The 25,537-nt window shown below is 44.2% G+C and carries 21 protein-coding genes; 8 read left to right on the top strand and 13 right to left on the bottom strand.

The window, feature by feature from the left end; all coding sequences use genetic code 11:
- Positions 1-240 precede the first annotated feature (240 nt).
- On the bottom strand, positions 241-447 hold the full coding sequence (locus FRZ54_RS19595; RefSeq protein ID WP_147033509.1) for a hypothetical protein: 207 nt from the start codon (positions 445-447) through the stop codon (positions 241-243).
- A gap of 83 nt (positions 448-530) precedes the next feature.
- On the bottom strand, positions 531-1,247 hold the full coding sequence (locus tag FRZ54_RS19590; RefSeq protein WP_228462545.1) for a DUF72 domain-containing protein: 717 nt from the start codon (positions 1,245-1,247) through the stop codon (positions 531-533).
- An 85-nt stretch (positions 1,248-1,332) separates the two neighbouring features.
- Here FRZ54_RS19590 and FRZ54_RS19585 point away from each other — a divergent pair, with 85 nt between their 5' ends.
- The 4 genes from FRZ54_RS19585 to FRZ54_RS19570 are packed head-to-tail and all read left to right on the top strand — an operon-like array spanning position 1,333 to position 5,900.
- A complete protein-coding gene (locus FRZ54_RS19585) occupies positions 1,333-3,381 on the top strand; it encodes a BatA domain-containing protein (RefSeq protein ID WP_147033507.1) in 2,049 nt (682 codons plus the stop codon).
- A gap of 32 nt (positions 3,382-3,413) precedes the next feature.
- Positions 3,414-4,667 carry a dihydroorotase gene (locus tag FRZ54_RS19580; protein ID WP_147033506.1) on the top strand — a complete coding sequence of 418 codons (1,254 nt, stop codon included), beginning with the start codon at positions 3,414-3,416 and terminating at the stop codon, positions 4,665-4,667.
- A gap of 4 nt (positions 4,668-4,671) precedes the next feature.
- Positions 4,672-5,340, top strand: a complete 669-nt coding sequence (locus FRZ54_RS19575; RefSeq protein ID WP_147033505.1) for a hypothetical protein — start codon at positions 4,672-4,674, stop codon at positions 5,338-5,340.
- Positions 5,341-5,357: 17 nt separating this feature from the next.
- Positions 5,358-5,900: a DUF4199 domain-containing protein gene (locus tag FRZ54_RS19570; protein ID WP_147033504.1), complete on the top strand. Its 543-nt coding sequence runs from the start codon at positions 5,358-5,360 to the stop codon at positions 5,898-5,900.
- Positions 5,901-5,973: 73 nt separating this feature from the next.
- Here the strand turns inward: FRZ54_RS19570 and rseP are convergent, their stop codons facing one another.
- The 7 genes from rseP to FRZ54_RS19535 all read right to left on the bottom strand — a co-directional run bounded on the left by rseP (position 5,974) and on the right by FRZ54_RS19535 (position 13,279).
- Positions 5,974-7,311, bottom strand: a complete 1,338-nt coding sequence (rseP, locus tag FRZ54_RS19565) for an RIP metalloprotease RseP (protein ID WP_147033503.1) — start codon at positions 7,309-7,311, stop codon at positions 5,974-5,976.
- A 13-nt stretch (positions 7,312-7,324) separates the two neighbouring features.
- Positions 7,325-8,536: a 1-deoxy-D-xylulose-5-phosphate reductoisomerase gene (locus tag FRZ54_RS19560; RefSeq protein ID WP_228462544.1), complete on the bottom strand. Its 1,212-nt coding sequence runs from the start codon at positions 8,534-8,536 to the stop codon at positions 7,325-7,327.
- A 50-nt stretch (positions 8,537-8,586) separates the two neighbouring features.
- The gene (locus FRZ54_RS19555; protein WP_147033502.1) at positions 8,587-8,964 is read right to left on the bottom strand and encodes a four helix bundle protein; all 378 of its coding nucleotides are present in this window, start codon (positions 8,962-8,964) and stop codon (positions 8,587-8,589) included.
- Positions 8,965-9,034: 70 nt separating this feature from the next.
- Positions 9,035-10,534: a GH3 auxin-responsive promoter family protein gene (locus FRZ54_RS19550; RefSeq protein ID WP_147034547.1), complete on the bottom strand. Its 1,500-nt coding sequence runs from the start codon at positions 10,532-10,534 to the stop codon at positions 9,035-9,037.
- A 2-nt stretch (positions 10,535-10,536) separates the two neighbouring features.
- The gene (locus FRZ54_RS19545; protein WP_147033501.1) at positions 10,537-11,238 is read right to left on the bottom strand and encodes a hypothetical protein; all 702 of its coding nucleotides are present in this window, start codon (positions 11,236-11,238) and stop codon (positions 10,537-10,539) included.
- A gap of 6 nt (positions 11,239-11,244) precedes the next feature.
- Entirely contained in the window at positions 11,245-12,213 is a 969-nt protein-coding gene (locus FRZ54_RS19540; RefSeq protein ID WP_147033500.1) for a glycosyltransferase, read from the bottom strand.
- Positions 12,214-12,325: 112 nt separating this feature from the next.
- Positions 12,326-13,279 (bottom strand): glycosyltransferase family 2 protein, encoded by a 954-nt coding sequence (locus FRZ54_RS19535; protein ID WP_147033499.1) that lies wholly within the window; start codon positions 13,277-13,279, stop codon positions 12,326-12,328.
- Between the two features lie 182 nt (positions 13,280-13,461).
- Between FRZ54_RS19535 and FRZ54_RS19530 the strand changes: the two genes are divergently transcribed.
- The 3 genes from FRZ54_RS19530 (at position 13,462) to FRZ54_RS19520 (ending at position 18,298) form a co-directional block, all read left to right on the top strand.
- A complete protein-coding gene (locus tag FRZ54_RS19530) occupies positions 13,462-16,077 on the top strand; it encodes a M1 family metallopeptidase (protein WP_187359678.1) in 2,616 nt (871 codons plus the stop codon).
- A gap of 186 nt (positions 16,078-16,263) precedes the next feature.
- Positions 16,264-17,247 (top strand): energy transducer TonB, encoded by a 984-nt coding sequence (locus FRZ54_RS19525; protein ID WP_147033498.1) that lies wholly within the window; start codon positions 16,264-16,266, stop codon positions 17,245-17,247.
- A gap of 82 nt (positions 17,248-17,329) precedes the next feature.
- A complete protein-coding gene (locus FRZ54_RS19520) occupies positions 17,330-18,298 on the top strand; it encodes an energy transducer TonB (protein ID WP_147033497.1) in 969 nt (322 codons plus the stop codon).
- 4 nt (positions 18,299-18,302) lie between these two features.
- Here FRZ54_RS19520 and FRZ54_RS19515 read toward each other — a convergent pair whose 3' ends face one another.
- The 3 genes from FRZ54_RS19515 to FRZ54_RS19505 all read right to left on the bottom strand — a co-directional run bounded on the left by FRZ54_RS19515 (position 18,303) and on the right by FRZ54_RS19505 (position 21,261).
- Entirely contained in the window at positions 18,303-19,622 is a 1,320-nt protein-coding gene (locus FRZ54_RS19515; protein WP_147033496.1) for a polysaccharide deacetylase family protein, read from the bottom strand.
- Between the two features lie 103 nt (positions 19,623-19,725).
- Positions 19,726-20,316, bottom strand: coding sequence for a DUF6992 family protein (locus FRZ54_RS19510; RefSeq protein WP_147033495.1), 591 nt, complete (start codon positions 20,314-20,316; stop codon positions 19,726-19,728).
- 72 nt (positions 20,317-20,388) lie between these two features.
- Positions 20,389-21,261, bottom strand: a complete 873-nt coding sequence (locus FRZ54_RS19505; RefSeq protein ID WP_147033494.1) for a PfkB family carbohydrate kinase — start codon at positions 21,259-21,261, stop codon at positions 20,389-20,391.
- 220 nt (positions 21,262-21,481) lie between these two features.
- On the opposite strand from FRZ54_RS19505, the gene FRZ54_RS24790 reads away from it, so the two are divergent.
- Positions 21,482-23,935, top strand: a complete 2,454-nt coding sequence (locus FRZ54_RS24790) for a PAS domain-containing sensor histidine kinase (protein WP_228462543.1) — start codon at positions 21,482-21,484, stop codon at positions 23,933-23,935.
- A 99-nt stretch (positions 23,936-24,034) separates the two neighbouring features.
- Here the strand turns inward: FRZ54_RS24790 and FRZ54_RS19485 are convergent, their stop codons facing one another.
- Positions 24,035-25,408, bottom strand: coding sequence for a hypothetical protein (locus tag FRZ54_RS19485; protein ID WP_147033493.1), 1,374 nt, complete (start codon positions 25,406-25,408; stop codon positions 24,035-24,037).
- Positions 25,409-25,537: the final 129 nt, after the last annotated feature.

The raw sequence follows: 25,537 nt of genomic DNA, 5'->3' as shown, positions 1-25,537 counted from the left end.
GCAGAAAAATTCTTGTTTGAACGATCTGAATGTGCGTTATTACTCTTGCCCCGCCAGACTTGCCCTTTCCCTTGGAGGCGATTGCAAGTCTTATTTTGTAACAGTTATTTCCTAAGGACGTGCCTTGTTGTGGATTTTCCTGAAGCCCCGTGATAAGTTGAATGTACTCTTTTTTTAACGAAGGAAATTTTTTTGATAAGGCGTTTTAGTTGCTTTTCAAATAGAGCGGTAACTTCAATATTATAGTTCATTTAACAGCTGATCTGCAGTTTTAAGTTTTACTTTTCCTTGCTTAGCCATATTTACTTCATCCACCGCTTCCTTAAATTCCTTTAAAAAACGAGCTTTTGGTGCACTAATGGTTTCTGCTTTTACGAAGGAAAGGCTTTCAAGTAGTTCCATCACAAATTCTGCCTTATTATCTTTTATGTCCAATAGTACTTTCATATAAAATAATGATCTAATAAACTATAAACAAATCTACTATATTATAAAGTAATTTACATAACGGCCTTATTGGATTAACTGTCTTAAATGAGTCCCATCATCTCTTTCGCGTTCCGCACACCAACGGCATCGTAGTCGTTATTAAAATAGAACCAACCCTGCTTTGCTTTTTTGTTGTTCTTCACGGCGTCAACCACGTTTTGCAAAAAATCTTTTGAGTACGGCGATCTATATAAATTCGGTACCCCATGAAAACGGTAATAAACCGACGACGTATTTTCGATCACATTATCCGGCAGTAAGGGGTGGCTTTGCCCGCAAAAAGTGATCTTGTGTTCGGCCAAAGCTTTATAAATATCCTCGCGCCACCAGCTTACATGCCTGAATTCGGTTACATTATTGAACGATGGGTTCAAGTTGTTGATGATACGTTCCAGCCGCTCTTCGTCATAACTAAACTTCGGCGGCATCTGGAATAATACCGGCCCCAATTTTTCCCGGAGGCCATCATTTATTGTTCCGTAAAAATCAGATATCATTGCGGCTGTATCATGAAACTGTTTGAAATGGGTGATAGCTTTAGGCGCCTTTACCGAAAAACGAAAATCTGCAGGAGCCTTCTTATACCAATTTTGCAAAAAAGACAATTGCGGGAAACGGTAAAATGTAACATTCAGCTCGATCGTTTTGAAATGCTCACAGTAAAAATCGAACCAGTTTTTTACCGCTAGTTTTTCGGGATAGAACTTTCCCCGCCAATCCTTATAATGAAAACCCGAACATCCGATATGCCATTCCATGATGAAATAAATAGAATACCGCCAACGTTTGTTTTATTTGATATGCATTTGCACATTTGCATATCTGCACATTCGCACATCAATAATGCAATTTCTTTATCCCGCCTTTCTTTTTGCACTTATCACCCTTGCTATCCCGGTCATCATACACCTGTTTAATTTTCGCAGGTATCAAAAGGTGTATTTCAGTAACGTGCAGTTTTTGAGGGAGATACAGGAGCAACAGGCATCGCGCCGTAACCTGAAGGAGCGGCTCATCCTGGCTTCCCGCTTACTGGCGCTCTTGTTCCTGGTGCTGGCTTTTGCCCGGCCTTTTATTCCTGGTAAAAATGTGGCCAATGCAGGCAAACAGCAGGTGGTGAGCATTTTTGTCGATAATTCCTACTCCATGCAGGCCCTCAATCGTGAAGGCAGCCTGCTGGATGAGGCAAAACGACGCGCTAAAGAGATCGCGTCGGCATACGGTATTAATGACAGGTTCCAGCTATTGACGCAGGATTTTGAAGGCAAGCACCAGCGTTTACTAAGCCGTGATGAATTTAACGATGAGGTAGATGCCGTAAAGATCAGTCCTGAAAGCCGCAATTTACAGCAGGTAGCCGACCGGCAGCAAAGTTTACTGAACGAGCAGCATGGGGCTATCCGCTCTGCCTATATCATATCCGATTTTCAAAAAAATATTTCGGGCGATAAGGCTGTTAAGGCCGATAGTTCGGTTCATTATAGCCTCGTTCAGCTGAAAGCCAGCGAATTGCCTAATGTGGCGGTCGACTCAGTTTGGCTGCTAACAGCGGTGCATCGCCCCGGCGAAAGTGAAAAACTGGTAGTGAAACTGCACAATTATGCCGGTGAAAAAGCTGAAAAGATTCCCTTGAAACTCGTCATCAATGGCACTCAAAAAGCTTTAGGAAGTTTCTCTGTCGACGCCCGTTCCGAGCAAATAGACACGCTTTCGTTTTCCGGCTTACAAAGTGGCTGGCAGCAGGGCGAGATACAGTTACAGGATAACCCGGTAACTTTTGACAACCAGTTCTATTTCACGTTCAATGTAACTCAGCAGTTGCCGGTATTATTGATCGATGGGGGTACCGTTAATCCTTTTCTGAAAGCTGTTTTTGATACCGACCCCTTTTTTGCCGCAAAAAGAGTTACGGATGGGAATGTAGACTACGCCGCCCTTAATACTTACCCGCTTATCGTTATCAGTGATGTAAAAACCATATCTACAGGTTTGGCACAGCAGTTAAAAGCTTATGTTTCAAAAGGGGGTACGCTGGCTCTGTTCCCTGCGGCTGATGCCGATCTGCCCAATTATAAAACCTTTTTGCAATCAGTAAACACTGCATGGCCCGATAAACTGGCGGAAGAGCAGGTTAAGGTTTCCGCTATTAACCTGCAAAACCCGGTGTTTAAAAATATTTTCGAGAATTTTCCTCAAAATCCTGATCTGCCAACCGTAAGTAAATATTATCAGTTAAGCTCAAATGCAAGAGGCGAGAGCCTCATGCAATTGCCGGGCGGACAGCCGTTCTGGTCGGGCTTTAACAGTGGCAAGGGTAAAGTTTATGTTTCGGCAGTTCCGCTTGATGACGACTTTAGCAACCTGCAGCGGCACGCGCTTTTTGTGCCCGTCATGTTCCGCATAGCCTTATTAAGCGGGCACGACCAACCCTTATTTTACGCGCTTGGGAGCGATGAAAGTATTGCTGTTCCGCCGGTTCAACTTAGCGAGAAACAATTGCTGAAACTGGTAAAGGGCGATCAATCCATTATACCCGATGCGCGGCAGCAGGGAGGAGGCACCGTTTTATTTATATCCGATCAATTGCAGAAAGCAGGCAATTACGACCTAAAAAAACAGGATAGCACTATAGCCATATTGGCCTTTAACAATAACCGGAAGGAGTCGGATATGAGCTATTTGGCTTCGTCCGCCCTAAAGCAGGCATTCCCGCAGGCGGGCAGTGTTTTGCAGCCTGGTACGGCGTCGTTAAAGGGCCAGGTAGCTGAATTAAATTTTGGCCTGCGATTATGGAAACTTTGTATAATTTTGGCTTTGATCTTTCTGGCTGCGGAAATTTTGCTCGTCAGGTACTATAAGACTGGTAAACAGCGGCTTCCGCAAGCAGCATAAGTCAACGTATATTCCATCCCAAAACAACGCAAATGAATTTGCTTATTAAATCCGCGACCATCTCTGACCCGGGTTCACCCTTTTACCAGCAAGTCGCCGACGTATTGATAGAAAAAGGGCAGATTGTTAAGATCGCCAAAAAGATCAGTGCAGACGTTGAAACTTTTGATGCCCGGGGAAAATATCTTTCACCGGGTTTTTTTGACCTCAATTGTAACATCGGCGAACTGGGTCTCGAAACAAAAGAAGACTTGAAAACCGGTACCCTGGCTGCAGCTTCGGGCGGGTTTACGGGCGTCGCTTTGATGCCAAATACGCAGCCGCCGGTACATTCCAAGGCCGAGATCGAATATCTAATGAACCGTGCCAAAAATAACCTCGTGGACGTATTTCCGCTGGGTGCTATATCGCACAAAAGAGAGGGTAAGGACCTGGCCGAGATGTACGACATGTACCAAAGCGGCGCCAAGGCATTTACTGACGGCAACCGCCCAGTACAGGACGCCGGGTTAATGGAACGCGCATTGCTTTATACCAAGGGGTTTGAAGCACTGGTGCTCTCTTACCCCGAAGATACCGCAATAGCAGGTAAGGCCAAGGTACACGAAGGCGAGGTGAGTACGCTGCTTGGAATGAAAGGTATCCCATCGCTGGCAGAAGAACTGATGGTGGCCCGCGACCTTTACCTGGCTGAATATACGGGCTCAAAAATTCATTTTACTACGATATCAACTGAACGTTCGGTTTCGCTGATAAAAGAAGCCAAGAAAAAAGGCTTGCCTGTAACCTGCGATGTCGCTGTGCATCACCTGCTGCTTACCGATGAGGCACTTATGGGCTTTGACAGCCAGTATAAGGTGAAGCCGCCACTGCGCACCAAAAAGGATGTAAAAGCGTTGCTGGCCGGTTTAAAAGACGGTACCATCGATGCTATTACTTCGCAGCATACACCGCACGAGGTGGAGTTTAAAAATGTAGAATTTGAAGTTGCTGAGTTTGGGATGATCGCCTTGCAAACTGCCTTTTCCATTGCACTGCAAGCAGGTTTGCCGGTGGATATGATCGTACAGAAAATGTCCGTCAACCCGCGCAAGATACTGGGACTTGATGTGCCTGTGATAACAGAAGGCAATGAAGCCAACCTGGTTATTTTCGACGAAAATGCCGACTGGACATTCGACAAAGCAAATAATAAATCAAAATCATATAATTCCCCCTTCATGGGGCAAAAACTTAAAGGCTCAATTTTGTTAACTATAAATAACAACAAGCTATTTAAATCTTAAATCGATGATCGACCCCAAAATTGAGTCAGCCATACAGGCAGCCTTGGCCGCTTATTCAAAATATAACGATTTTGACGCCACCAAACTGAGCCGCAATTTTTTCGAAGTATTTTCTTCGCCGGAGGATTTTATGCGGAAGGTAGATATGCTTGACGAGGTTTTTGACGAGAACCCCCGGTTCGAAGCTATGCGCGAGGTGTTCTTTGATCTTCTGCTGATCAATTTCTTTAGCGAGGATGTAAAAAAACTCGAAGATGATTATCTTGAAACCAAGGAGTGGGAAAAGATCGAAGAGCAGACACTTGACCGTGGCACCGAACTGCTGAACCTGCTGCTTTATTTGAACGAATGCGAAGACGAAAATATCGAACCCGAACTGGAAGATTACCTGAAAGAGTTTTTATTGGTTGATGAGGACGAGTTCCAGGACGAGCACCGCATTTACGAACCGGTGATCGTAAACCAGATACTGATGGAGAGCCCCATTGCTGAAATAGGCCGGGTGGCAAGGTTGTTGCCCGATGATTCTGAGATCAAAGAGATATTTTACCCGATGATGTGTTTTTTTCAGAATACTGCGCCCTCAGCCGCCGACAAGGACGAGATAGCAAAAAATGCTGTTGATAAGGGCTTTGATATGGCAGTAATTGGTATATTAGGGTCGTTCATATAAACCTAAAACACGATAAAATGGAACAGCTAAAACCAAATCCCACTAAAGTAGCTACTAAGTGGGCACTTATTAACTTACTGGTATCAATCGTACTTACCTATCTTATACAGTTCGCAAGTACCGATCCGAACTCGCCTTTAAAGTACTTAGGATATCTGCCTTTTATCATCTTTTTGATACTGACACAAAAGGAATTTAAGGACCAGCAGGGTGGTTATCTGACGTTTGGAGAAGGCTTTTCTGCCGGCTTCAGGTATGCCGTATTTACAAGCATTTTACTTGCACTGTTTACTTATGTTTACCTGGCCTTTTTAAGTCCTGAAATTATGCAAAAGGCAGCCGAGCAAGCGCGTGCACAAATGGAAGCAAAAGGTATGTCGAGCGAAGATATTGACAAAGCCATAGGTTATACTATTAAATTGGGACCGATCATCGGGGCATTTGTTTTGGCAATAATCGACACAATAATAGGTATAGCAATTGCGCTTGTTGGTGCTGCGATCTTTAAAAAGGAGCGTTCAGCGTATGACCCCGAACCACCTGCCGACCCAACAGTTTGATGTGAAATAACATCCATAAAAAAAGACGCCCGGGAATTACCATGGCGTCTTTTTGTTTTCCGGGATTCTTTGCTTACTTGTGAAAACTCTTCAGGATGTCGTTTCCGAACGCAAAAACCATTAAGCCTATCAGCAGTACAAATCCGACGATCTGCGCTTTCTCCAGGAATTTATCACTTAACGGTTTACCTTTGATCATCTCTACGATAAGGAATACCGCATGGCCACCATCCAGCGCGGGGATAGGCAGCAGGTTCATCAGCGCCAGCACCATGGATATAAAGCCGGTAAGTCTCCAGAATTTCAACCAGTCGAAATATCCGCCATACATTTTTGCAATACCGATGGGGCTGGAAATGGCCTTTTGAGCCTTTACTTTTCCTGTAAATATCTTTTTTAACCCTTTGGCATTGTTGGTAAAGTCGCTCCAGGCTTTAGATGCGCCTACCGGCAACGAACCAAAAAAGCTGAACTTATTTGTGGCGAAATGAATAGAGTCGTGTTTTGCTTCAAAGCCCAATTTTCCATCTTTAGTCACCTGGGCTCCAACTTGTTTTAATGAGTCGTCCCGCTTGACGGACAGTTCGATCTTTTTATTTTTATTTGCTGCCAATTGCTGCTGAAATTCGTCGAAGAAAACAACGCTGTTACCGTTTACAGCAACAAGGCTATCACCGACATGCAGGCCCGCCTTTGCGGCATTACTGCCCGGAACAACGGAATCGACCTTGAATTTGGTGCGCGGAATAGAGCTAATGAATTTTTCGCCGCCGTCGGTACCTGCATCAGCAATAGCATTAAGTATATCTGAAGGCACGGTAATGTCAAGGTGTTGCGTGCCGCGCTGTACGTTCAAAACCGTATTGTCCAAAAATACTTTGGGATTGAGCAGATCATCAAACCTGTCGACAGGCTTTCCATTTATGCCCTTTACCTGGTCGCCGGCCTTTAACCCGATCTTTTGACCAATAGGACCCGGAACTATACCGTACTTTACGCTGTCCATCGGGATGTAGGTTTCGCCATATTTCACGGTGATCATCCAGAAAATAAATATGCCGACGAAAATATTTACGGTAATACCGCCCAGCATAACGATCAAACGCTGCCAGGCTGGTTTCGAGCGGAATTCCCAGGGTTGCGGCGGACCTGCCATCTGCTCCTTGTCCATCGACTCGTCTATCATGCCGGCTATTTTCACATAGCCACCCAAAGGCAGCCAACCCACACCGTATTCTACTCCCTTATAATTGAATTTGACCAGGCTAAAGCCCCATGCGTCAAAAAACAGGTAAAATTTTTCCACCTTGATGCCAAATGCACGCGCCGCCAAAAAGTGGCCCAATTCGTGCAAAATAACCAGGATCGAAAGGCCCAATAACAATTGGCCCACCATTATCACTATACTCATTCTTTAATTTATATCAGTTTGTAAACGTCCTTAACGGTATTTTCTCTATTAAATTTTGCGCAAATATGCGCGTTTCCCTGTCGGTATTCAAATAATCGTCCAGTGAAGGCTCTGCCTTGAAAGCGATCTTCCGCATACACGACTCGATAATGTCACTCATGCCCAGGAAGCTTATTCCGCCTTTCAAAAAGCCGGCCACAGCTATTTCATTGGCCGCATTGGCAATACAAGGCATGTTTCCACCCTGTTTTATAGCCTCAAAAGCCAAAGCCAGGTTGCGGAATGTCTTTATGTCAGGCTTTTCAAAGGTCAGGTTTGGGTATTGCGTAAAATCGAATCTTTTAAAGCTGTTTTGGATACGACCAGGGTAAGCCAGCGCATATTGTATCGGCAGTTTCATATCCGGCAAACCCATTTGAGCCTTTATCGAGCCATCGTGAAACTGCACCATCGAGTGGATAATGGATTGCGGATGCACGACAACCTCTATCTGTTCCGGATCAATATCGAACAGCCATTTCGCCTCTATCACCTCCAAACCTTTATTCATCAGCGAGGCCGAATCAATGGTGATCTTGGATCCCATCACCCAATTCGGGTGTTTTAAAGCTGCCTCCGGCGTCACATCGCCCAAAAACTCCAGGTTACGCCCCCTGAATGGTCCGCCCGAGGCGGTGAGTATCAGTTTTTCTATTGTATTATTTTGCTCGCCCTCAAGACACTGGAAAATTGCCGAATGCTCGGAATCGACCGGCAATATTTTTATTTTTTTTTCCTTTGCCAGGCCTGTAACCAGTTCGCCGGCTACCACAAGTGTTTCTTTGTTCGCCAGCGCAATATCCTTCCCGGCTCTAACGGCATTAATGGTAGGTTCCAACCCGGCAAAACCAACCATCGCGGTCAGCACAACATCTATCTCCGGATCGGTTACGATTTCTTTAATAGCTTCGATACCTGACAGAACCTTTACTTCGGTCGACAACAACGCCTCTTTGACGCGCGGGTAGTACTTTTCGTTACAAATAACAGCGTAGGCCGGCCGGTGTTTTAAGGATTGTTGTATGAGCAGTTCAGCATTATTCTGTGCGGTAAGCACATAGGCACGGAAAAGGGCAGGATTTTCTCCAATAACTTCCAAAGCCTGCGTGCCTATGCTGCCGGTAGAACCAAGAATGGCAATATTCTTAGTATTGCTGGATTGTTTTATTGTTTTATTGTTATTCAAAATTTGTCCCGTGTTGTAGGATTGCTTTTATTGTTAGTTGATTCCGATCGTCAGGTTTTCAACTTTTCGTTCGTGAACTTTATTAATTGATGTATTTCACGCGGTAACCGTTCCAGTACTTCGTTGATTTTGATATAAATTTTTTCAGAAATCAAATTTCGGATTTTTGCTTTATTACACCAATCAGTACACTCCTTTACCGAGCCTAAACTATAGTAGTAGAATTTAATTTTATCTTTTTTATGATATCTCCCAAAGCCTTCAGCAATATTGGCCGAGATGGAGTCGGCCGCATTGACAAATTGTTTGCCGATTGTATCCTTGGCAAAATAATCCCATTTAATTGCCAGATTCCAAACCTCGTTACTGAATTCAAAAGCTGATTTATAAGAGGTCAGATCATTTAGCCCTAAGTATCGTTTTTCCATGTATTGTTTTAATTGATTTTTCAGTAACAATATAGCAATTCAACAATACATCAATCCAACAATCCAGCAATCAAACAATATACACCCCCAATTCCTCCGCTATCTTCCTGTCGTTAGAAAGCCGCGGAACTTTATTCTGTCCCCCCAATTTACCCTGCGCCCTCATGTAATTAATAAATGCGTCTTTTTGCAGGCTTTGAATGATCAAAGGTTGCAAAATGTTACCTTCTATCAGGTCAAAATAATAAATATTTTTCTTTTGGAGGGCCTTGTCCACTTTTAGTGCGAATCCCTGAACATCCACAGGTTTTTTACCAAATTCGATAAACCATTCGTGGTAAGGCAATTCGCCTTTTGGCGGATTTACCTGGGGAGCAACCGTAAATTCAACCACGTCCACGCCTTCCTCATTTGCTACACTCATCAGGGCCTGTTCCACTTCTTCGCCTATCACATGTTCGCCGAAGGCTGAGATATAATGTTTGATGCGCCCGGTAACCAATATGCGATACGGGTTTTTAGACACGAACTTAATAGTGTCGCCAATGCTGTAGCCCCATAACCCAGCGGTTGTATTCAATATCAGTGCATAGTTTTTGTTTAATTCAATTTCTTCTAAGCTCAGCCGGGTTGGGTTATCATTAAAAAACTCTTCTGCCGGGATAAATTCATAAAACATGCCGGCATCAGTAAGCAAAAGCAGGCTTTTATCCTTTTGCGAATCCTGGAAAGCGATAAAACCTTCTGACGCAGGATAGGTCTCGATGGAATCGATAGCGAAGCCGATGCTTTCCTCTATTCTTGCACGATACGGCTCATAGTTCACTCCGCCGTAAACGAACAGCTTGAAATTCGGGAAAATGTCTTTTATCTTTTTGCCACCGGTTTTGGCGCTTAGCCGGTCGAAATACATCTGGCACCAGGGCGGTATACCCGAGATCAGTGTCATATCCTCGCGCAGTGTTTCCTCTACTATGGCATCCACTTTTTGCTCCCAGTCCTCAATGCAATTGATCTCGAAACTTGGCAGCCTGTTTTTTTGCAGGTATGCCGGCACCAGGTTAGCCACAATTCCCGACAGTCTGCCGACAGAAATCCCGGCCTTTTTCTGCATCACCGGGCTGCCTTGCAGGAATATCATTTTGCCGTTCACAAAGTCTGATTTCCCGGTTTCATGAATATAATTGAGTAAAGCGTTCCGCGCAGCTTTAATATGCTCGGGCATGCTTTCTTTGGTGATCGGGATATATTTAACGCCCGAGGTAGTGCCTGAGGTTTTAGCCAAATATTCGGGTTTGCCCGGCCAAAGGATGTTTTCATCCCCATGGGTTATACGGTCGATATAAGGGCGAAGGTCCTCGTAATCCCTTACCGGCACATTCTTTTTAAAATCATCATAAGTTTTGATGCTATCGAAATGGTGGTCCCTGCCGAAGACAGTATGCTTTGCCTGCTCAACAAGGTATTGAAAGGTTTTTTGCTGCAGCGCAACCGAGTTGCGGCGGATACGGTCAATATCCCTGTTTACCCAAGCGGCAAAAATCCGGCTCAATGCAGCTTTCAAACCCATCATTACTTTGTTTCGGCCAGGTCGTCGTCAACGTCCTGGTGACTATAAATGAGTTTACGGTAAGCTACTACCAATATGATATTTACGAAAGGAATCACAAATAGCATACCCACCAGCGTAACAGAACCGACAAATACCATAGCTTCTATAAGTACGAATAACAACAGGTATTTAAGAAAATTGCCCCGTATTAACTGGAAACTTTGTATCACTGATTCGAAGGCACCCGAAGAATCATCGACAATAAAACACGCACAGATGGGGAAATAGAAGAGGAAAAAGAACTGGAAAAAGCCTCCTACCACAATACCTAATATATTTTGAGTCAGTCCTTCGTCCAGCGCTTTAATGGCATTGGTAAGCAATACCGAAAGCGTACTCACCATAATAAGCAATAGCAAATAGCTGTATTGCATACGAATGGTCGGCACAATGTCGCTAAACTCAAAATCGTAGTATTCTTTATCGATAAGCTGAAAGATGAGCTTAACAAATCCTAAAAAAATAAAACTGACGCCGATCAACAACACTACTATTCCTATTGATGTTGCCAGGTTCCCATTAAGAAAAACATAAATAATAAAGGCAAGCGCAACTACGCTCAAAAAACCAAGCAGCGCAAAAATGGAGATAACTGAAAAATTCTTTCTCAGAAGATACCAGGCAGTTTTTAAGGTGTCTGAGACAGAGAAGGGATGGTACATACTCAGCTATGATCTTTTTAATACAACACGCTTCCAAAAATCCTGCATAAATCCTAATCCGTAGGCTATCAGTTGAGTAAAGGCAGCAATGATGCTCAAAAATGCAACTTTTAACGATTGGTTTTTCAACCACGAATGAAAAAATATCAACAAAGTGAATATAGCGTAGATGATATCGCAGGCAATACCCAATGGTAAGTAGAATATATTTAACATTAAGGTGGCCGCAATACCCAGTGTAAACAAGGCAGGGAAAAAGTGCACCGCTTTTAACTCTTGCGGGAAGAATTTGTAAACGTTGATGCGCGCCCTCCCGAAAAAGTGCAGCTGTTTATAAAACTGCAGGAAATTGGTGCGTCGCTTGTGGTATACCTTGGCATCGGGTATCAGCCCTATCTTAAAACCGTGAGAATGAATGCGTATGCTGTATTCAATATCTTCGCCCGAGCGGGTAATAATAAAGCCCCCCACAGTTTCCCAAACCTTGCGCGACACGCCCATGTTAAAGCTGCGTGGATGAAATTGCCCGATACCTTTTTTGTTTCCCCTGATGCCACCCGTGGTGAAAGGAGAGGTCATGCTGTAGCTGATGGCTTTTTGAACATTGGTGAAGGAAGCATGCGCGTCATCCGGCCCGCCGTAGGCGTCAAGCCAGTCGGTTTGCAGGCTGCGGTTCACAACCTCAAGGTAGTTCTCCGGTATCAGGCAGTCCGAATCGAAAATGACAAAATAATCGCCTTTGGCGCGTTCAAAACCAAAATTACGTGTAAAGCCCTGACCTTCATTATCTTTCTTAAAATAACGGACATCTAACTGGCCGGAAAAACTTTTGATGATCTCCTCCGCATCGTCTTTTGAACCATCCTCTATCACCAGCACTTCAAACTCCTTATAAGTTTGCCGTGTAAGTGTTTCCAGCAATTCCTTGATTTCCTGTGGACGGTTATATAGGGGGATGATGATAGAGAATAGCATTCTTTCTTAGATGTGAGATATGAGATTTGAGACATGAGATAAACCCGGATGTTCAAATAACGAATCAGTAAGAAGTCTCAAATCTAACATCTCATATCTCATATCTAAAAATTTAAATCCGCTCCTCAACCTGGTAATGGTTGCGTTCGTGCGAATTACGCGAAACCAGTTCGGCAATAAACCCCGTCAAAAATAATTGAGAACCGACGATGATTGCAACCAGGGCGATATAAAAAAGTGGTTGCGCGGTTATTTCGCGCGGAACTTTAAGGCTGTGGGCTACATAATAAAGCTTGTCGCTGATGAGCCAAATACTAATGACCAAACCGGTCAAAAAACTTAACGTTCCCATTGTGCCGAAAAAATGCATGGGTCTTTTACCGAACTTTCCAACGAAAAATATGGATAACAAATCGAGGAATCCGTTCACAAAGCGGCTCATGCCAAATTTGGTTTTGCCGTATTTCCGCGGCCTGTGCTCTACAATTTGCTCGCCTATTTTTGTGAAGCCAGCCCATTTGGCTATCACGGGTATGTAGCGGTGCATTTCGCCGTATACCTCTATGTTTTTTACAACAGTTTTGCGGTAAGCTTTTAGCCCGCAATTAAAGTCGTGCAGGTTTTTGATACCCGACATACTGCGGGTAACCGAATTGAAAACCTTGGTAGGTATGGTTTTGGTTATCGGGTCGTATCGCTTAGCTTTCCAGCCTGATACCAGGTCGTATTTATCTTCTGTTATCCGGCGGTAAAGGGCCGGTATCTCGTCAGGGCTATCCTGCAGGTCAGCATCCATGGTAATCACAACATTGCCGTTTGCGGCTTCAAAACCTACATTCAGCGCAGCCGACTTACCATAATTGCGCCTGAATTTAATACCCCTGATGAATGAGTTACTTTCCTTCAGTTTCAGGATCATATCCCATGAGCCATCGTTGCTGCCATCATCTACCAGGATGATCTCGTAGGTAAAACCATTATCAAACATCACTTTGCTTATCCACGATGTCAATTCGGGCAACGATTCTACTTCGTTATAAAGAGGTACTACTACTGATATGTCCATTTACTACGATGAGGAGTTTTTCCAAATCAACCGCAAAAATATAAAATTAAGTTGATTGGGTTGAATAAGTTGATTGAGTTGAATTCGCGTGGTTTAACAACTTAACTTAATCAACTATTTGACCAATCAACTTTTGCCCAAAATCCCTATCTTGGCTTCCATTAAAAAATCTTCTCAAAAACATGAAACTGAACAGGATCGCCTTATCACTTCTGCTGTGCAGCAGCGCATTGGTTGGACAGGCACAAAACGACAACAAGGATGCCGGCAAATACGACCAGCACAAAGTTTTTAACCCTTTGTTTTACTTCGGTAAAAACGACGAATATCGTACTGCGGCAGGCGCGCCCAGCGCAAAATATTGGCAAAACCGGGCCGATTATAAGCTCAACGTAACACTGGACACAGCCAAACACCGCGTAAGCGGTACTGCGCTGATCACTTATACCAATAACAGCCCCGATGCACTCGGGTTTTTATGGCTGCAGGTTGATCAGAATATTTACAAGGAGGATTCGCGAGGCGAAGCCACCAGCCCGGTTGAATCGGGAAGGTTCAATAACAAGAGCTTTACCAATGGTGACGAGATACAGGGAGTTTATATTGTAACTAAAGATAAAAAAGGCGAGAAAACGGAAAAAGCGGATTATCTTGTAACAGACACCCGGCTTCAAATAAAGCTGAAAGACGCCTTAAAGGCCGGTGGCGCAGTGATAAAGATCCGGATCGATTACGCTTTTGATGTGCCCGAATACGGCACCGACCGTATGGGGCGCCAGAAAACAAAAAATGGCTGGCTATATGAGATTGCCCAATGGTACCCGCGTATGGAAGTTTATGACGATGTGTCGGGATGGAATACTATTCCATACATGGGCGCCTCTGAGTTTTACCTGGAATACGGCGACTTTGATTATACCGTTACCGCGCCTTCCAACCTTGTTGTAGCCGGCTCGGGCGAATTGCTGAATCCAAAGGAGGTGCTGACCCCTAAAGTAATAGCACGTTTGGCTGTAGCCAAAGGCAGCGATAAAACGGTAATGATAAGGGACTCGGTTGATATTAACGATGCCTCTTTTCACCCGGCAAAAGCCAACCTTACCTGGCACTTCTTCTGTAAAAACGCACGCGATGTGGCCTGGGCTGCATCAAAAGCATTTTTGTGGGATGCTGCACGCATTAACCTCCCAAGCGGGAAAAAGGCATTGGCACAATCCGTATACCCTATCGAGAGCAAAGGTATGGAAGCTTACAGCCGCAGCACCGAATATGTGAAAGGCTGTATCGAACTCTATTCGAAAGAATGGTTTGAATATACTTACCCGGTTGCAACCAATGTTGCGGGCATAGTTGGCGGTATGGAATACCCCGGTATTGTGTTCTGTAGCTCGCGAAGCCGTTCTGGCGGTTTATGGGAAGTTACCAACCACGAATTCGGTCACAACTGGTTCCCGATGATAGTGGGTTCCAACGAACGTAAATATGCATGGATGGATGAAGGTTTCAATACGTTCATTAATAAAGTGGATACCAAAGTGTTCAATAACGGCGAATATTACAGTCCCGAGGATGCTGAGAAAACTGCGCCAGGTATGTTTTCGGCTGATGCAGATGCTATTATGAATGTTCCTGATGTGATACAGGCCAATTACCTTGGCTTTGCAGCTTATGAGAAACCAGCCATGGGCCTGATGATATTACGCGAGCAAATATTGGGCGAAGAACGTTTTGATTATGCCTTTCGCACTTACATCAAACGTTGGGCATTTAAGCATCCTACGCCATTCGACTTTTTCCATTCAATGGATAATGCAGCGGGAGAGGACCTGAGCTGGTTCTGGAACGAATGGTTCTGCACTACCTGGAAAGATGACCAGGCGCTAAAATCAATTGATTATGTTAATAACGACCCTGCCAAAGGTGCCATGATCACTATTGAAAACAAAGAGGAAATGGCCCTGCCTGTAACTATAGAAGTAAAGGAAGAGAACGGTAAAACATCGAGAGTTAAATTGCCGGCCGAGATATGGCAGCGCGGCGGCACCTGGACGTTCAACTATAAATCTACATCGAAGATCGTTTATGCATTGATCGATCCGGATCATGTACTGCCTGATATCGATCCGGAAAACAATGCTATCAGCGGCGTCGAAATGGACAAAAGCGTTACTGCGGCTACAGTACTGAAGTCGTATTTTGACGCTATTGGTGGCGAACAAAGGGTGAAGGATATTAAGGACCTTACCACTACCGGCGAAGGCGAAATACAGGGGGTAAAAGTTATTAAGGTTAATAAATATAAAATGCCAGGCAAGTTTTTGCAGGATCTCACTGTTCCGCAATTCGGCAACCTTGCATTCCTGCATATTGTTATTGAAGGCGACAGCTTGAAATATGTGCAGCGGGGCCGACCGCAGAATATTGTTGGAACTGAAAAAGGCGCTGTTAAAGCAAGATATAAGCTTTTCCCTGAATTGGATTTTGGTCAGACGGGCTATACCACTACGCTTGACAACAAATATAAAGTAGTGGATGGCGCTTTGGCGTACCTAATAACGGTTAAAGGTCCTGACGGCACCAGCGTAAAATATTTCTATGACCAGAAAACAGGGCTCAAGATTCAGCAATATACCGATGTTGTTAACGCCACCCACATGGGCTTCAGCGATTACCAAGCCATCAATACAGGCGTTAAAATACCTTTTACCGAGGTGAGTAGTATTGTCGGTAACCCTATTACTTATAAACTAAGCAGCGCAACAGCCAATACAGGTTTGGCTGATGATATTTTTAAATGATGCGTAAGTTAATTGGCTGATTGGGTTGGACTGAGTTAATTAAGGTCAAATTTGTTACGAAACCGAATCAAACATCCCATTTAATAGTTTAATAAGGCTTACGAAGGGGTAAAACTTCGTAAGCCTTTTTTATTCGGAAATTAATCCTTGTATGAACGTCCGTTGTAAGTTATATTTAACTAATTTATGATGACCAGGGCCTTTACATTATTTATCGCTATTTTAATTTCGACAGTTGCCTTTGGGCAGAAAACCGACAGCGCTCTGCTTAGAAAATCGATTGTTTACTATTTTAAGAATGATGGACGGCTTGTGGCAGAAAAGGATAGCGCAGATTATATCAGGGTGTTGTCACCCCCGGACAGCGAAGAACCTAACTTTTTCAATATCCACGATTTTTACATGAACGGAAAACCCAAATTGGTGGGTAAGTCCCTTATGCCCGGGTTGGAGATAAAAAAGCAGGGAACATTTATTGAATATTTCGAAAATGGTCATAGAAAAAGTATTAAGAACTACGATAATGGAGGAGTCACCGGCGACGAAATTCATTATTATCCCAATGGTAAAATGTACTACATTTCTCATTACGATAAGGATATCAAGGACGACATTATCACAGAAGCAAAAGACTCGACAGGGGCATCGCTGGCTGAAAACGGGAAAGGTATTTGGATACAATATGATGATGATTTTAAGTTCGTGACAGGAAAAGGGCCAATTGTAAATGGTTTAAAAGAAGGTGAATGGGAAGGAGCGCCAAACGATTCGGTAACATATAAATGCACCTATAGCAAGGGTGTTTCAGTCAGCGGTGTAAGCCATACAAAGTCTGGCAAAGAGTATCATTTCACAAAAGATATTGTTGAGCCTGAATTTAAAGGAGGAATGAAGAAATTTTACGAATTTCTCGGTAACAACATTCATTATCCCACTGATGCGAAAGAAAAAAATATCCAGGGGAAGGTTTACACGTCTTTTTTTGTAGAAAAAGACGGACGCCTTACCGATCTTATAATTTTGCGTGGCGTGGGCGGGGGGTGCGATGAAGAAGTAATCCGCATATTTAAATTGTCTCCGCCGTGGCAGGCTGGCATATACTATGGCATGCCCGTACGAGTTAGATACAGCGTACCGGTATCATTCACCCTTCAAGTAGAAGACAAATGACCTTTGCTGGAACGTAAATGGCATAATCACTTTTCCCAATAATTGAAAAAACTATCTTTGTGTTCAACTGAATCTCCTCACAATGATAAAAATATTACCCCTCTCATTACTGCTTTCATCCGTTTTATGGTTTAATGCCGGTGCACAACAAAATGATAACTCGCTGCCTCATACTTATTATTTCAAAAAGGGCTTGCCGGTAGCAGAAAAAAACAGTGCCGAATTTGTCCGTGTAATTTCGATGCCAACCGATAGTGCCAACAAGGGCCTGTACATAGTGACTGACTATTACCCTAACGGGAAATTGATGATGACAGGGATGCCAGCCACAACCAATTATAACCTGAAAAGACAAGGTGAGTTTGTTAGTTATTATCCTAACGGTAATATTCAAACTGTTAAAAGGTATTCAAAAGATACTCTGAAAGGCGTTCAAACCTATAACTATCCCAACGGCAAGTTATATCATTCAGATTTTTATAACATCGAACGAAAACGATATGAGATAGCCGAATTACGTGATTCGACAGGCAAAGTATTAACATCAAATGGCAACGGTACTGCCGTGCTGTACGATCAAAAATTTAAACTTATGACTGACGAAGGCCCCATTGTCAATGGTGTTCGTGAAGGTGAATGGCGCGGCTCAGTAAACGACTCGGTTACTTATGTATGTTTATATAAAGACAATAAAGGCACAACCGGTAAAAGCTTTGAAAGATCGGGTGTCGTACATGAATTTACGCAAGCCGAGATAGAACCTACTTATGAAGGTGGATTGGATAAGTTTTACAACTACCTGGTGCATAATATCCATTACCCAAAAGCTGCCAAAAAGAACGGTGTAGCGGGCAGGGTATTCCTGTCTTTTATAATAGAAAAAGACGGCTCACTTAGCAATATCAAGGTGCTGCGCGGTATTGGTTCGGGATGTGATGAAGAGGCGGTACGCGCGTTGCAGTTATCGCCGAAGTGGAGCCCCGGTTATCAATATGGTATGTCGGTTCGGGTGCAGTATGCTTTGCCTGTAGGTTTCACGTTGAAAGAGTGATCATTTACCTGGCCGATAGTGTAATACCTGCACCATTTGGCTCGGCCTGGTAAAGCACATAGCTGCCCTTGTCGTCCTTTTCAGGCTTTTTCGTAGTAAAATGCTTCCCCTGTTCAATATGTACCAATTTCCAGTTGGCAGGTACGTAAGTTTTGAGCGTTAAGGGCAGATAGTACTGAGTTTTATCGAGACCGTGTGTCAACGTAACTTTAATTTTTCCATTACTTTCTGATGAGGCCGTTTTAGCAGCCTCGCGTTCGCGCATATACCGCGTAGCGTCGCCAAAAGTTGTAACCCAAAGTTTATCCTGTTTGCCTTTGATATATTGAAAATATTCATCAAGCAAACTGCTGTTCAGTGCCTCGTAACCCAGGCTATCAACACCGTGGAACACCAGCACCAGCCAGGTATCGTTGCGGTTATAAGCAGTGTCCACCCACGATTTCATCAGTGGCAAAGGTGTTTTTGTTGTGGCGCCGCGTTGCCATTGTACATAATCTTTATTGTTCGGTCCTGGTGTTTTGCGGCTCGAACGGTCTATTTCCTTCAGCCAGGGTTCGGGCATGCGGTTACGCAGCGCCGGGTAAATTTTGTAGGCAATCTGCATCACCCTTTCGTTCTCGTAACCATAAGGAACCTCGGCCGAAAACGTGTATTTCGGCCCCATTTGCTTTAATATTTCCTCTTTGCTTTTTTCCAGTTCGTACTTAATATTGGCCTCATCCATGCCCGGCATGGTGGCATGGGTAATGGAATGACTGGCTATTTCGTAACCTTTAGCGGCATCTTTCCGGAAATCGTCCCAGGTTGAACCTATAGCCTGTGTATATTCAGGGCATGGCTCATAACCTTTCGGAAAATCGCCGTTGCGCACTTTGGCATATAACGAATCCATTAATTTGAAAGCTTTTTCTTTCCGCCCGGAATCATACATGCCGCCGGCGCGTGTATGGTAGGATATAGTTCCCTTATAGCCCAAATAGCCCGCCGCTGAACACCGCTCCAAAAAGTTCTGATCGCTGGTAGGAATGGTTGCCGATTCTTTAATAATATCCCCGACAGGCCTGCCAATAAACTTACCCTGGTATTTCGAACCGGTTATAGGCCCTGTGATAACGAAAAAAGTTGCAGGTAATTTCAATCGCTCCATTACCGGCAGCGCCCGTGTAAACTGGTGGCGCGATGCATCGTCGTAAGTAAGCGATACCGCACCATTTTTGCCGTATTGCCATTCGGTAATCGTAGTGGTACCCGGGGTTTGAGCGATGGAGGGTAATGTATACAGGCCCGTTATCAATACCAGGAAAAAAAACTTTCGGTTCATGATCTGAAGTGGTTTACAGATCAAATATAACCGATTGTGGGGCCGTATAAAATTATCCCGCGATTGTTACAAATGAAAGCCTGCCCGAATTCAGCGCGAGACATTACATGTGGAAAACCATGCCGACTCTCCGGCCATCGAAGGTAATGGGATGTTTTTCAAGGAAGTTTCCAAGTTTAGTGCCATTGCCTTTTTCGGCATGGTACATCAGCCCGTCGAACAACAGCAAAAACCCGCCCTGTAATAGTATCGACTCCCCGTAGCCTTTCATTATAGGCGAATGGCGCGAATCACCGGCAAGCTTTAGGTAAAGCCCTGTCCCTAAATAAACTACGTCAAGGCAGCCATTAACAAAAAATATTTTTTCTATCCTTTTTTGTGCCTCAAGCGTTTCGGCCGCGCTCAGTTTTTTGTTCTTATATTTTTGCGTGCCTGTATAGCCTAATACTGCGGTCACAAAGTCGACACTGCCCCATATTACATTCATTTGATAAAAATACCTGGTCTGCGGGTCGGTAGATGATGTCCATCCGATGGCGCTTACACCTGTATTTGCGATTCCCCAGGCTCCTAAAACCTCCATGCCATTGGATGTTATCCTGATACGGTTGGCGTTATAGGCTTTCAGTGAATCCTGCTGGGCAAAAGCGTGAAAGCTAAAAAGGATCAGGATCAGGGTGCAAAGTTTTTTCATATACGAATATACGGTTTGGTTAAAAGTAGTTAAATATTAGGTAACACGTTTAACCTTTTACTGATTTTTGTGCTATTTGGTTTTAGCTATCCGGTCAATTATTTCCTGTTCTGTTCCGGTAAACGGGCCCGGCGACCCCATCTTTAAACTCGCCATTGCAGCAGCAAATTGCCCCGACTGCTCTATATCAATACCTTTCGCCCGATAATAGAGGTATCCTGCCATATATGTATCGCCGCAGCCGGTAGCATCTTCTACTACTTCGGGCTTGTAGGCTGGTATATTGTAAAAAACTCCGGCGTTATAAATTGTCGATCCATGGCTGCCGTTAGTGATCACAGCTTCTTTCACACCCCATTCCGCCAATACCTTAACGCCTCTTTCAACATCGCTGTAGCCCGTCAGTACAGACATTTCAGCCTCATCAGCTTTCAGAATGTCAACATATTGCAGGGCCTCCTGCTTTTCGGGCCAATCGATGGGGTACACCTTTTGGCCTTCCACCTTGCGCAGATATCCCTGGGCATCCAAAGATATTTTCCCTTTACCGGCTAATGACCTGATAAAATCAGTTGAAATATCTCCCGCGAGCAAGGGCCCAAGATGATATATTTCAGCATCAACTCCATGCATTTGCTGAATGCTGAACGGGTCGGCCTGCTGTAAAACATTTTGCGTACGGTGGTCCTGGTCCTCGGGGTATATGTTCTCAAAGTACACGGTATGCGCACTTGGATAGGCCCATATTTCAATTCCTTTTTCCCGCAACTCATCAACGTAGTGCATTTCGCTTTCGGCTACCGATGTGATCAGCAGGTAATTTGTATCAAGGTTTTGCAGGGCCGACGAGAAATAGAATGCAGTCCCGCCGGCCATGTGCATTTCCGCACGGGTGGTCACCACTTTGTCCAATGTAATATGCCCTACGCAGCAGATGTCATACATATTTTTCAGTAATAAATTGGGAAAGATAGGCAATTTGAAATGAAAATATTTTAATGCCTCAAAACGGCGGTGTTTAGTGATGGAGTTTCTCCATTAAAGTATTGGTTAAAATACCGTTAAAACACCCGTTTTTTTTGTCTTTTCCAGTCTGTAACTTCATTCGATTATCCATCTTCTGTTCAGCAGTTTTATTGTACCTGACAGAGAGCAACTTATAAATATGACCACCCAAACCGTTTCAACTTCGCCTGGCGACACTACGTTCAAAGTTCTTTTTGAATCTGCCCCGGGTCTTTACCTCGTCCTGTTGCCCGATCTGACAATCTACGCGGTGAGCGACAGCTACGCTGATGCAACTATGACCGAGCGGGAGCGTATTGTGGGCAAACATTTGTTCGAGGTGTTTCCGGACAATCCTGACGATAACAAAGCCGACGGCGTTTCTAACCTTAGGGCGTCATTAAACTCGGTTATCAAGAACAAGGCTACCCATACCATGGCGGTACAGAAATACGATATACGCAGGCCGGACGGGGTTTTTGAAGAGCGGTATTGGAGTCCGCTTAATAAGCCTGTGCTCGACGTGGAAGGAGAGGTTATTTTTATTATTCACCGGGTTGAAGACGTGACCGAATTTATACAGCTTCAGAAAGAACGGGAAGAAAGGGCCAGGCTGGCAGATAAATTACTTGCCCGGACCTTAGGTCTTGAAATGGAGATAGTCAAGCGCTCGAGAGAAATACAAACACTCAATGAAAAGCTTGAGAAGAAAGTAATTGAGCGTACGAGCGAGCTGGAAAGTATACATAAGGTTATTGTGGATTATAAGTTTGCACTCGACTCGTCGTGTATAGTTGCTGTGACGGATCAAAAGGGGGTAATACAGCATGTTAATGATAATTTTTGTAAAATATCAAAATATAGCAGGGCGGAGCTTATAGGGCAGGACCATCGCATTATCAATTCAGGTTTTCATACGGCCGAGTTTATACGCAATTTATGGGTAACAATAGCGAATGGAAGAATTTGGAGAGGCGAATTAAAGAACAAGGCAAAAGATGGTACTTATTACTGGGTCGACACTACCATAGTTCCGTTCCTGGACGAAAAAGGCAAGCCTTATCAGTACGTTGCAATCCGTGCGGACATAACATCGCGTAAGGAAACAGAAAACCACCTTAAAAAGAGCTTAAAGGAGGTATCGGATTATAAGTATGCACTTGACGAATCGTCGATCGTTGCTATAACCGACCAAAGGGGTATCATTCAGCACGCTAATGACAATTTTTGTAAAATATCGAAATACAGCAGGGAAGAATTAATTGGGCGGGATCACCGTATTATCAACTCAGGCTTTCACACCAAAGAATTTATCCGCAGTTTATGGGTAACCATTGCTAATGGGAAAATATGGCGCGGCGAATTAAAAAACAAAGCTAAAGACGGCACTTACTATTGGGTTGATACGACCATTGTTCCGTTTTTGGATGAACTGGGTAAGCCCTATCAGTACGTTGCGATCAGGGCTGATATAACGACCCGGAAAGACACGGAGGTCCATCTACAAAAAAGCTTAAAAGAAATATCAGATTACAAATATGCGCTTGATGAATCGTCGATAGTAGCCATAACCAATCAAAAAGGTGTTATACAATATGCGAATGACAATTTTTGTAAAATATCAAAATACCCCAGGGAAGAATTGATCGGGCAGGATCACCGAATCATTAATTCAGGCTTTCATTCAAAGGATTTTATCCGTAAGCTTTGGGTTACCATTGCCAACGGTAAAATTTGGAGGGGCGAATTAAAAAACAGGGCCAAAGACGGGAGCTATTACTGGGTTGATACGACAATAATACCGTTCCTGGACGAGCAGGGTAAGCCCTACCAGTATATTGCTATCCGGGCGGATATCACCGGGCGCAAAATGGTGGAGGAAGAAAATATTAAATTGAACCAGGACCTCGAGATCAGGGTCAAACAGCGTACGGAAGAGCTGGAGGCCTTTTCCTATTCCATTTCGCACGACCTGCGGGCTCCGCTTAGGGCAGTAAATGGCTATGCCAGGATGTTGGAAGAGGACTACTCCGGGAGTTTTGATGAAGAAGGTAAACGACTGCTTAATGTGGTACAGGATAATGCCAGGAAAATGGACACTTTGATCAATAATATGCTTGCATTTTCGAAAGTAGGGAAAAAAGAGATCAACCGGTCAATTATCGATATGCGATCGCTGGCCGAAGACGTTTGGGCCGAACTAAGTAAGGATCCCAAATGCAAAGCAAAAGCAGAAATAGGCGAACTTCAGCAGGCGATCGCCGACCGTAGCCTGATAAACCAGGTGTGGGTAAACCTTTTGTCGAACGCTATTAAATACTCGGCTAATACACCGGAACCTGTAGTGAAGATCCATTCTGAGAGAAAGAGGGACATGATCATTTACTCCGTTGCCGATAACGGCGTCGGTTTCGACATGCGATACGCCGACAAGTTATTCGGTGTATTTCAGCGCCTCCATTCATCTGAAGATTTCGAAGGTACCGGAGTCGGGTTGGCCATTGTTCACCGCGTGATAACCAAACATGGCGGTAATGTATGGGCTGAGGGTGAAGTTGGGAAAGGAGCCATCTTCCGTTTCAGTTTGCCTGTTGAAAAACTAAAATTAGTTTGATAGCCCGCTTGTTCGTGCAATGTACTGCAAATTATAGTCAATAAAAAAGCCGGTCATCTTGCAACGGCCGGCTTGGGTTATTATGGGATTACTGATGTACTATTTCCAGTCGGCCCAGGCGCTTTGCGCTGCCCAGTTACTTGTACCAACAGCGCCGCGGTAAGTTGTTTGAACAAAGAACGCGCTGGAGAAATCGGCTCCTGTAAAATCAGCGCCGCTTAATGCGGGCGAACCGTCTGCCGGAGTAAGATCCGGAGCGCCTGTTGCGTACATAGCATTCAATTTCATATCCGACGAAGCTGTAATAACGGTGTTTTTGTTTACACTATTGGTTTCAAAGGTTGTCATTTCCGGATCGGGCACTGCAATAACTGCACCCTGGTCCCAGGCAAAAGTGCGGGCAAGGGTGTCTGATTGTACAAGATTACTCCTGAATTCGGCATTGTCGTCGGCTAAGATAACCGGCCTTGTACGCGGGCAGGTCATAAATGCACCTTCCGAATATTCGGCGACTAAGGAATTCCTGATCGCCAAACGCGTTCCTTTGCGCATGTAAACGCCCATGTTAATATTGGTTTTGGTGGCGTCGATGCCTTCTGGCCCAATGATGGTCATGTTCGATACAACCGGGCGGGTCAACGGGGTGTTAGTGGTTGGCACTTCATCATTATAGCTTTCAAATCCATTGGCGCGAAGAGCCTGAGATGAGGCGTGTGTACGGTAACCGATCAAGAATTGAAGACTGCCTGTATAACCCAGGTCAAAATCAAAATCATCGTCGCCGGCATTATAACTGATAAGGTGTGTTGCATTTACCGTGCCGCCGACAAACTGGAAGCTGTCGTCGTTAGAATATTTTACCATCACATTATCGATTTTAGTTGCCGAACCAACGCTTGCCATTAAAAGTCCGCTTGCTTTGTCAACTACCCATTCATCCTCGGCAGGTGGGTTAATGCCGCCTGTATATTCAAGCCTCAGGTAAGTGATCGACCCGGAATTGTCGCCGGCATCGGTACCGCCATATTTGGTATCGTCCGAAACATTGAGACCCATCACATTTCCGGTGACAGTGTTGGTTGGCGCTTTGCCAAGTAAGATTATAGCGCCCCAGTCGCCAGGTGCAGGTGTTGCCGCAGCCGAAGTAAATACTACGGGTTTGTCCGCAGTGCCGTTGATAAATATCTTCGAGCCCTGGGTAATTACCAGTACGCTTTTATCGGCCATCGCGTCATTTTTCTGTACGCGTACGGTTATACCCGCCGGTATGGTCAGGCTTGCATTATTTTTCACGTAAACCTGTCCCTTCAAATAATAGTCTTTGCTGGCGTCCAGTGTTTGGTCTGCAGTGATGGTTCCCTGCAATGTGTCTACTTTACGCGAACTACCGCCGCTGTTCCCGTTGATGTTGTCTTTCTTGCATGCCGCAAAAAAGGCAACTGCCATAAATGATAGCAAGGTAAATTTTTTCATTGTTTTGGTGATTATTTTAATGGTAACCCACAAAGGCGAATAAAGTTTCCTTCAAGTTAAAAATATTCTCAAACACGCAGGTTTTAAAAATTTTAGGTTAATAGGCGCGGCACTTTGCGGCGATTGTTT

It is taken from the genome of Mucilaginibacter ginsenosidivorans, from assembly GCF_007971025.1.
Taxonomy (GTDB): domain Bacteria; phylum Bacteroidota; class Bacteroidia; order Sphingobacteriales; family Sphingobacteriaceae; genus Mucilaginibacter; species Mucilaginibacter ginsenosidivorans.
The sequence above is the reverse complement of the archived record's forward strand: the minus strand, read 5'-3'. Positions and strand labels throughout refer to the sequence as shown.

Excerpts from the sequence above, each read along its gene's own strand:
- FRZ54_RS19595 (WP_147033509.1), bottom strand. The coding sequence starts at position 447 with ATGAAAGTACTATTGGACATAAAAGATAATAAGGCAGAATTTGTGATG.
- FRZ54_RS19590 (WP_228462545.1), bottom strand. The coding sequence starts at position 1,247 with ATGGAATGGCATATCGGATGTTCGGGTTTTCATTATAAGGATTGGCGG.
- FRZ54_RS19585 (WP_147033507.1), top strand. The coding sequence starts at position 1,333 with ATGCAATTTCTTTATCCCGCCTTTCTTTTTGCACTTATCACCCTTGCT.
- FRZ54_RS19580 (WP_147033506.1), top strand. The coding sequence starts at position 3,414 with ATGAATTTGCTTATTAAATCCGCGACCATCTCTGACCCGGGTTCACCC.
- FRZ54_RS19575 (WP_147033505.1), top strand. The coding sequence starts at position 4,672 with ATGATCGACCCCAAAATTGAGTCAGCCATACAGGCAGCCTTGGCCGCT.
- FRZ54_RS19570 (WP_147033504.1), top strand. The coding sequence starts at position 5,358 with ATGGAACAGCTAAAACCAAATCCCACTAAAGTAGCTACTAAGTGGGCA.
- rseP (WP_147033503.1), bottom strand. The coding sequence starts at position 7,311 with ATGAGTATAGTGATAATGGTGGGCCAATTGTTATTGGGCCTTTCGATC.
- FRZ54_RS19555 (WP_147033502.1), bottom strand. The coding sequence starts at position 8,964 with ATGGAAAAACGATACTTAGGGCTAAATGATCTGACCTCTTATAAATCA.
- FRZ54_RS19550 (WP_147034547.1), bottom strand. The coding sequence starts at position 10,534 with ATGGGTTTGAAAGCTGCATTGAGCCGGATTTTTGCCGCTTGGGTAAAC.
- FRZ54_RS19545 (WP_147033501.1), bottom strand. The coding sequence starts at position 11,238 with ATGTACCATCCCTTCTCTGTCTCAGACACCTTAAAAACTGCCTGGTAT.
- FRZ54_RS19540 (WP_147033500.1), bottom strand. The coding sequence starts at position 12,213 with ATGCTATTCTCTATCATCATCCCCCTATATAACCGTCCACAGGAAATC.
- FRZ54_RS19535 (WP_147033499.1), bottom strand. The coding sequence starts at position 13,279 with ATGGACATATCAGTAGTAGTACCTCTTTATAACGAAGTAGAATCGTTG.
- FRZ54_RS19530 (WP_187359678.1), top strand. The coding sequence starts at position 13,462 with ATGAAACTGAACAGGATCGCCTTATCACTTCTGCTGTGCAGCAGCGCA.
- FRZ54_RS19525 (WP_147033498.1), top strand. The coding sequence starts at position 16,264 with ATGATGACCAGGGCCTTTACATTATTTATCGCTATTTTAATTTCGACA.
- FRZ54_RS19520 (WP_147033497.1), top strand. The coding sequence starts at position 17,330 with ATGATAAAAATATTACCCCTCTCATTACTGCTTTCATCCGTTTTATGG.
- FRZ54_RS19515 (WP_147033496.1), bottom strand. The coding sequence starts at position 19,622 with ATGAACCGAAAGTTTTTTTTCCTGGTATTGATAACGGGCCTGTATACA.
- FRZ54_RS19510 (WP_147033495.1), bottom strand. The coding sequence starts at position 20,316 with ATGAAAAAACTTTGCACCCTGATCCTGATCCTTTTTAGCTTTCACGCT.
- FRZ54_RS19505 (WP_147033494.1), bottom strand. The coding sequence starts at position 21,261 with ATGTATGACATCTGCTGCGTAGGGCATATTACATTGGACAAAGTGGTG.
- FRZ54_RS24790 (WP_228462543.1), top strand. The coding sequence starts at position 21,482 with ATGACCACCCAAACCGTTTCAACTTCGCCTGGCGACACTACGTTCAAA.
- FRZ54_RS19485 (WP_147033493.1), bottom strand. The coding sequence starts at position 25,408 with ATGAAAAAATTTACCTTGCTATCATTTATGGCAGTTGCCTTTTTTGCG.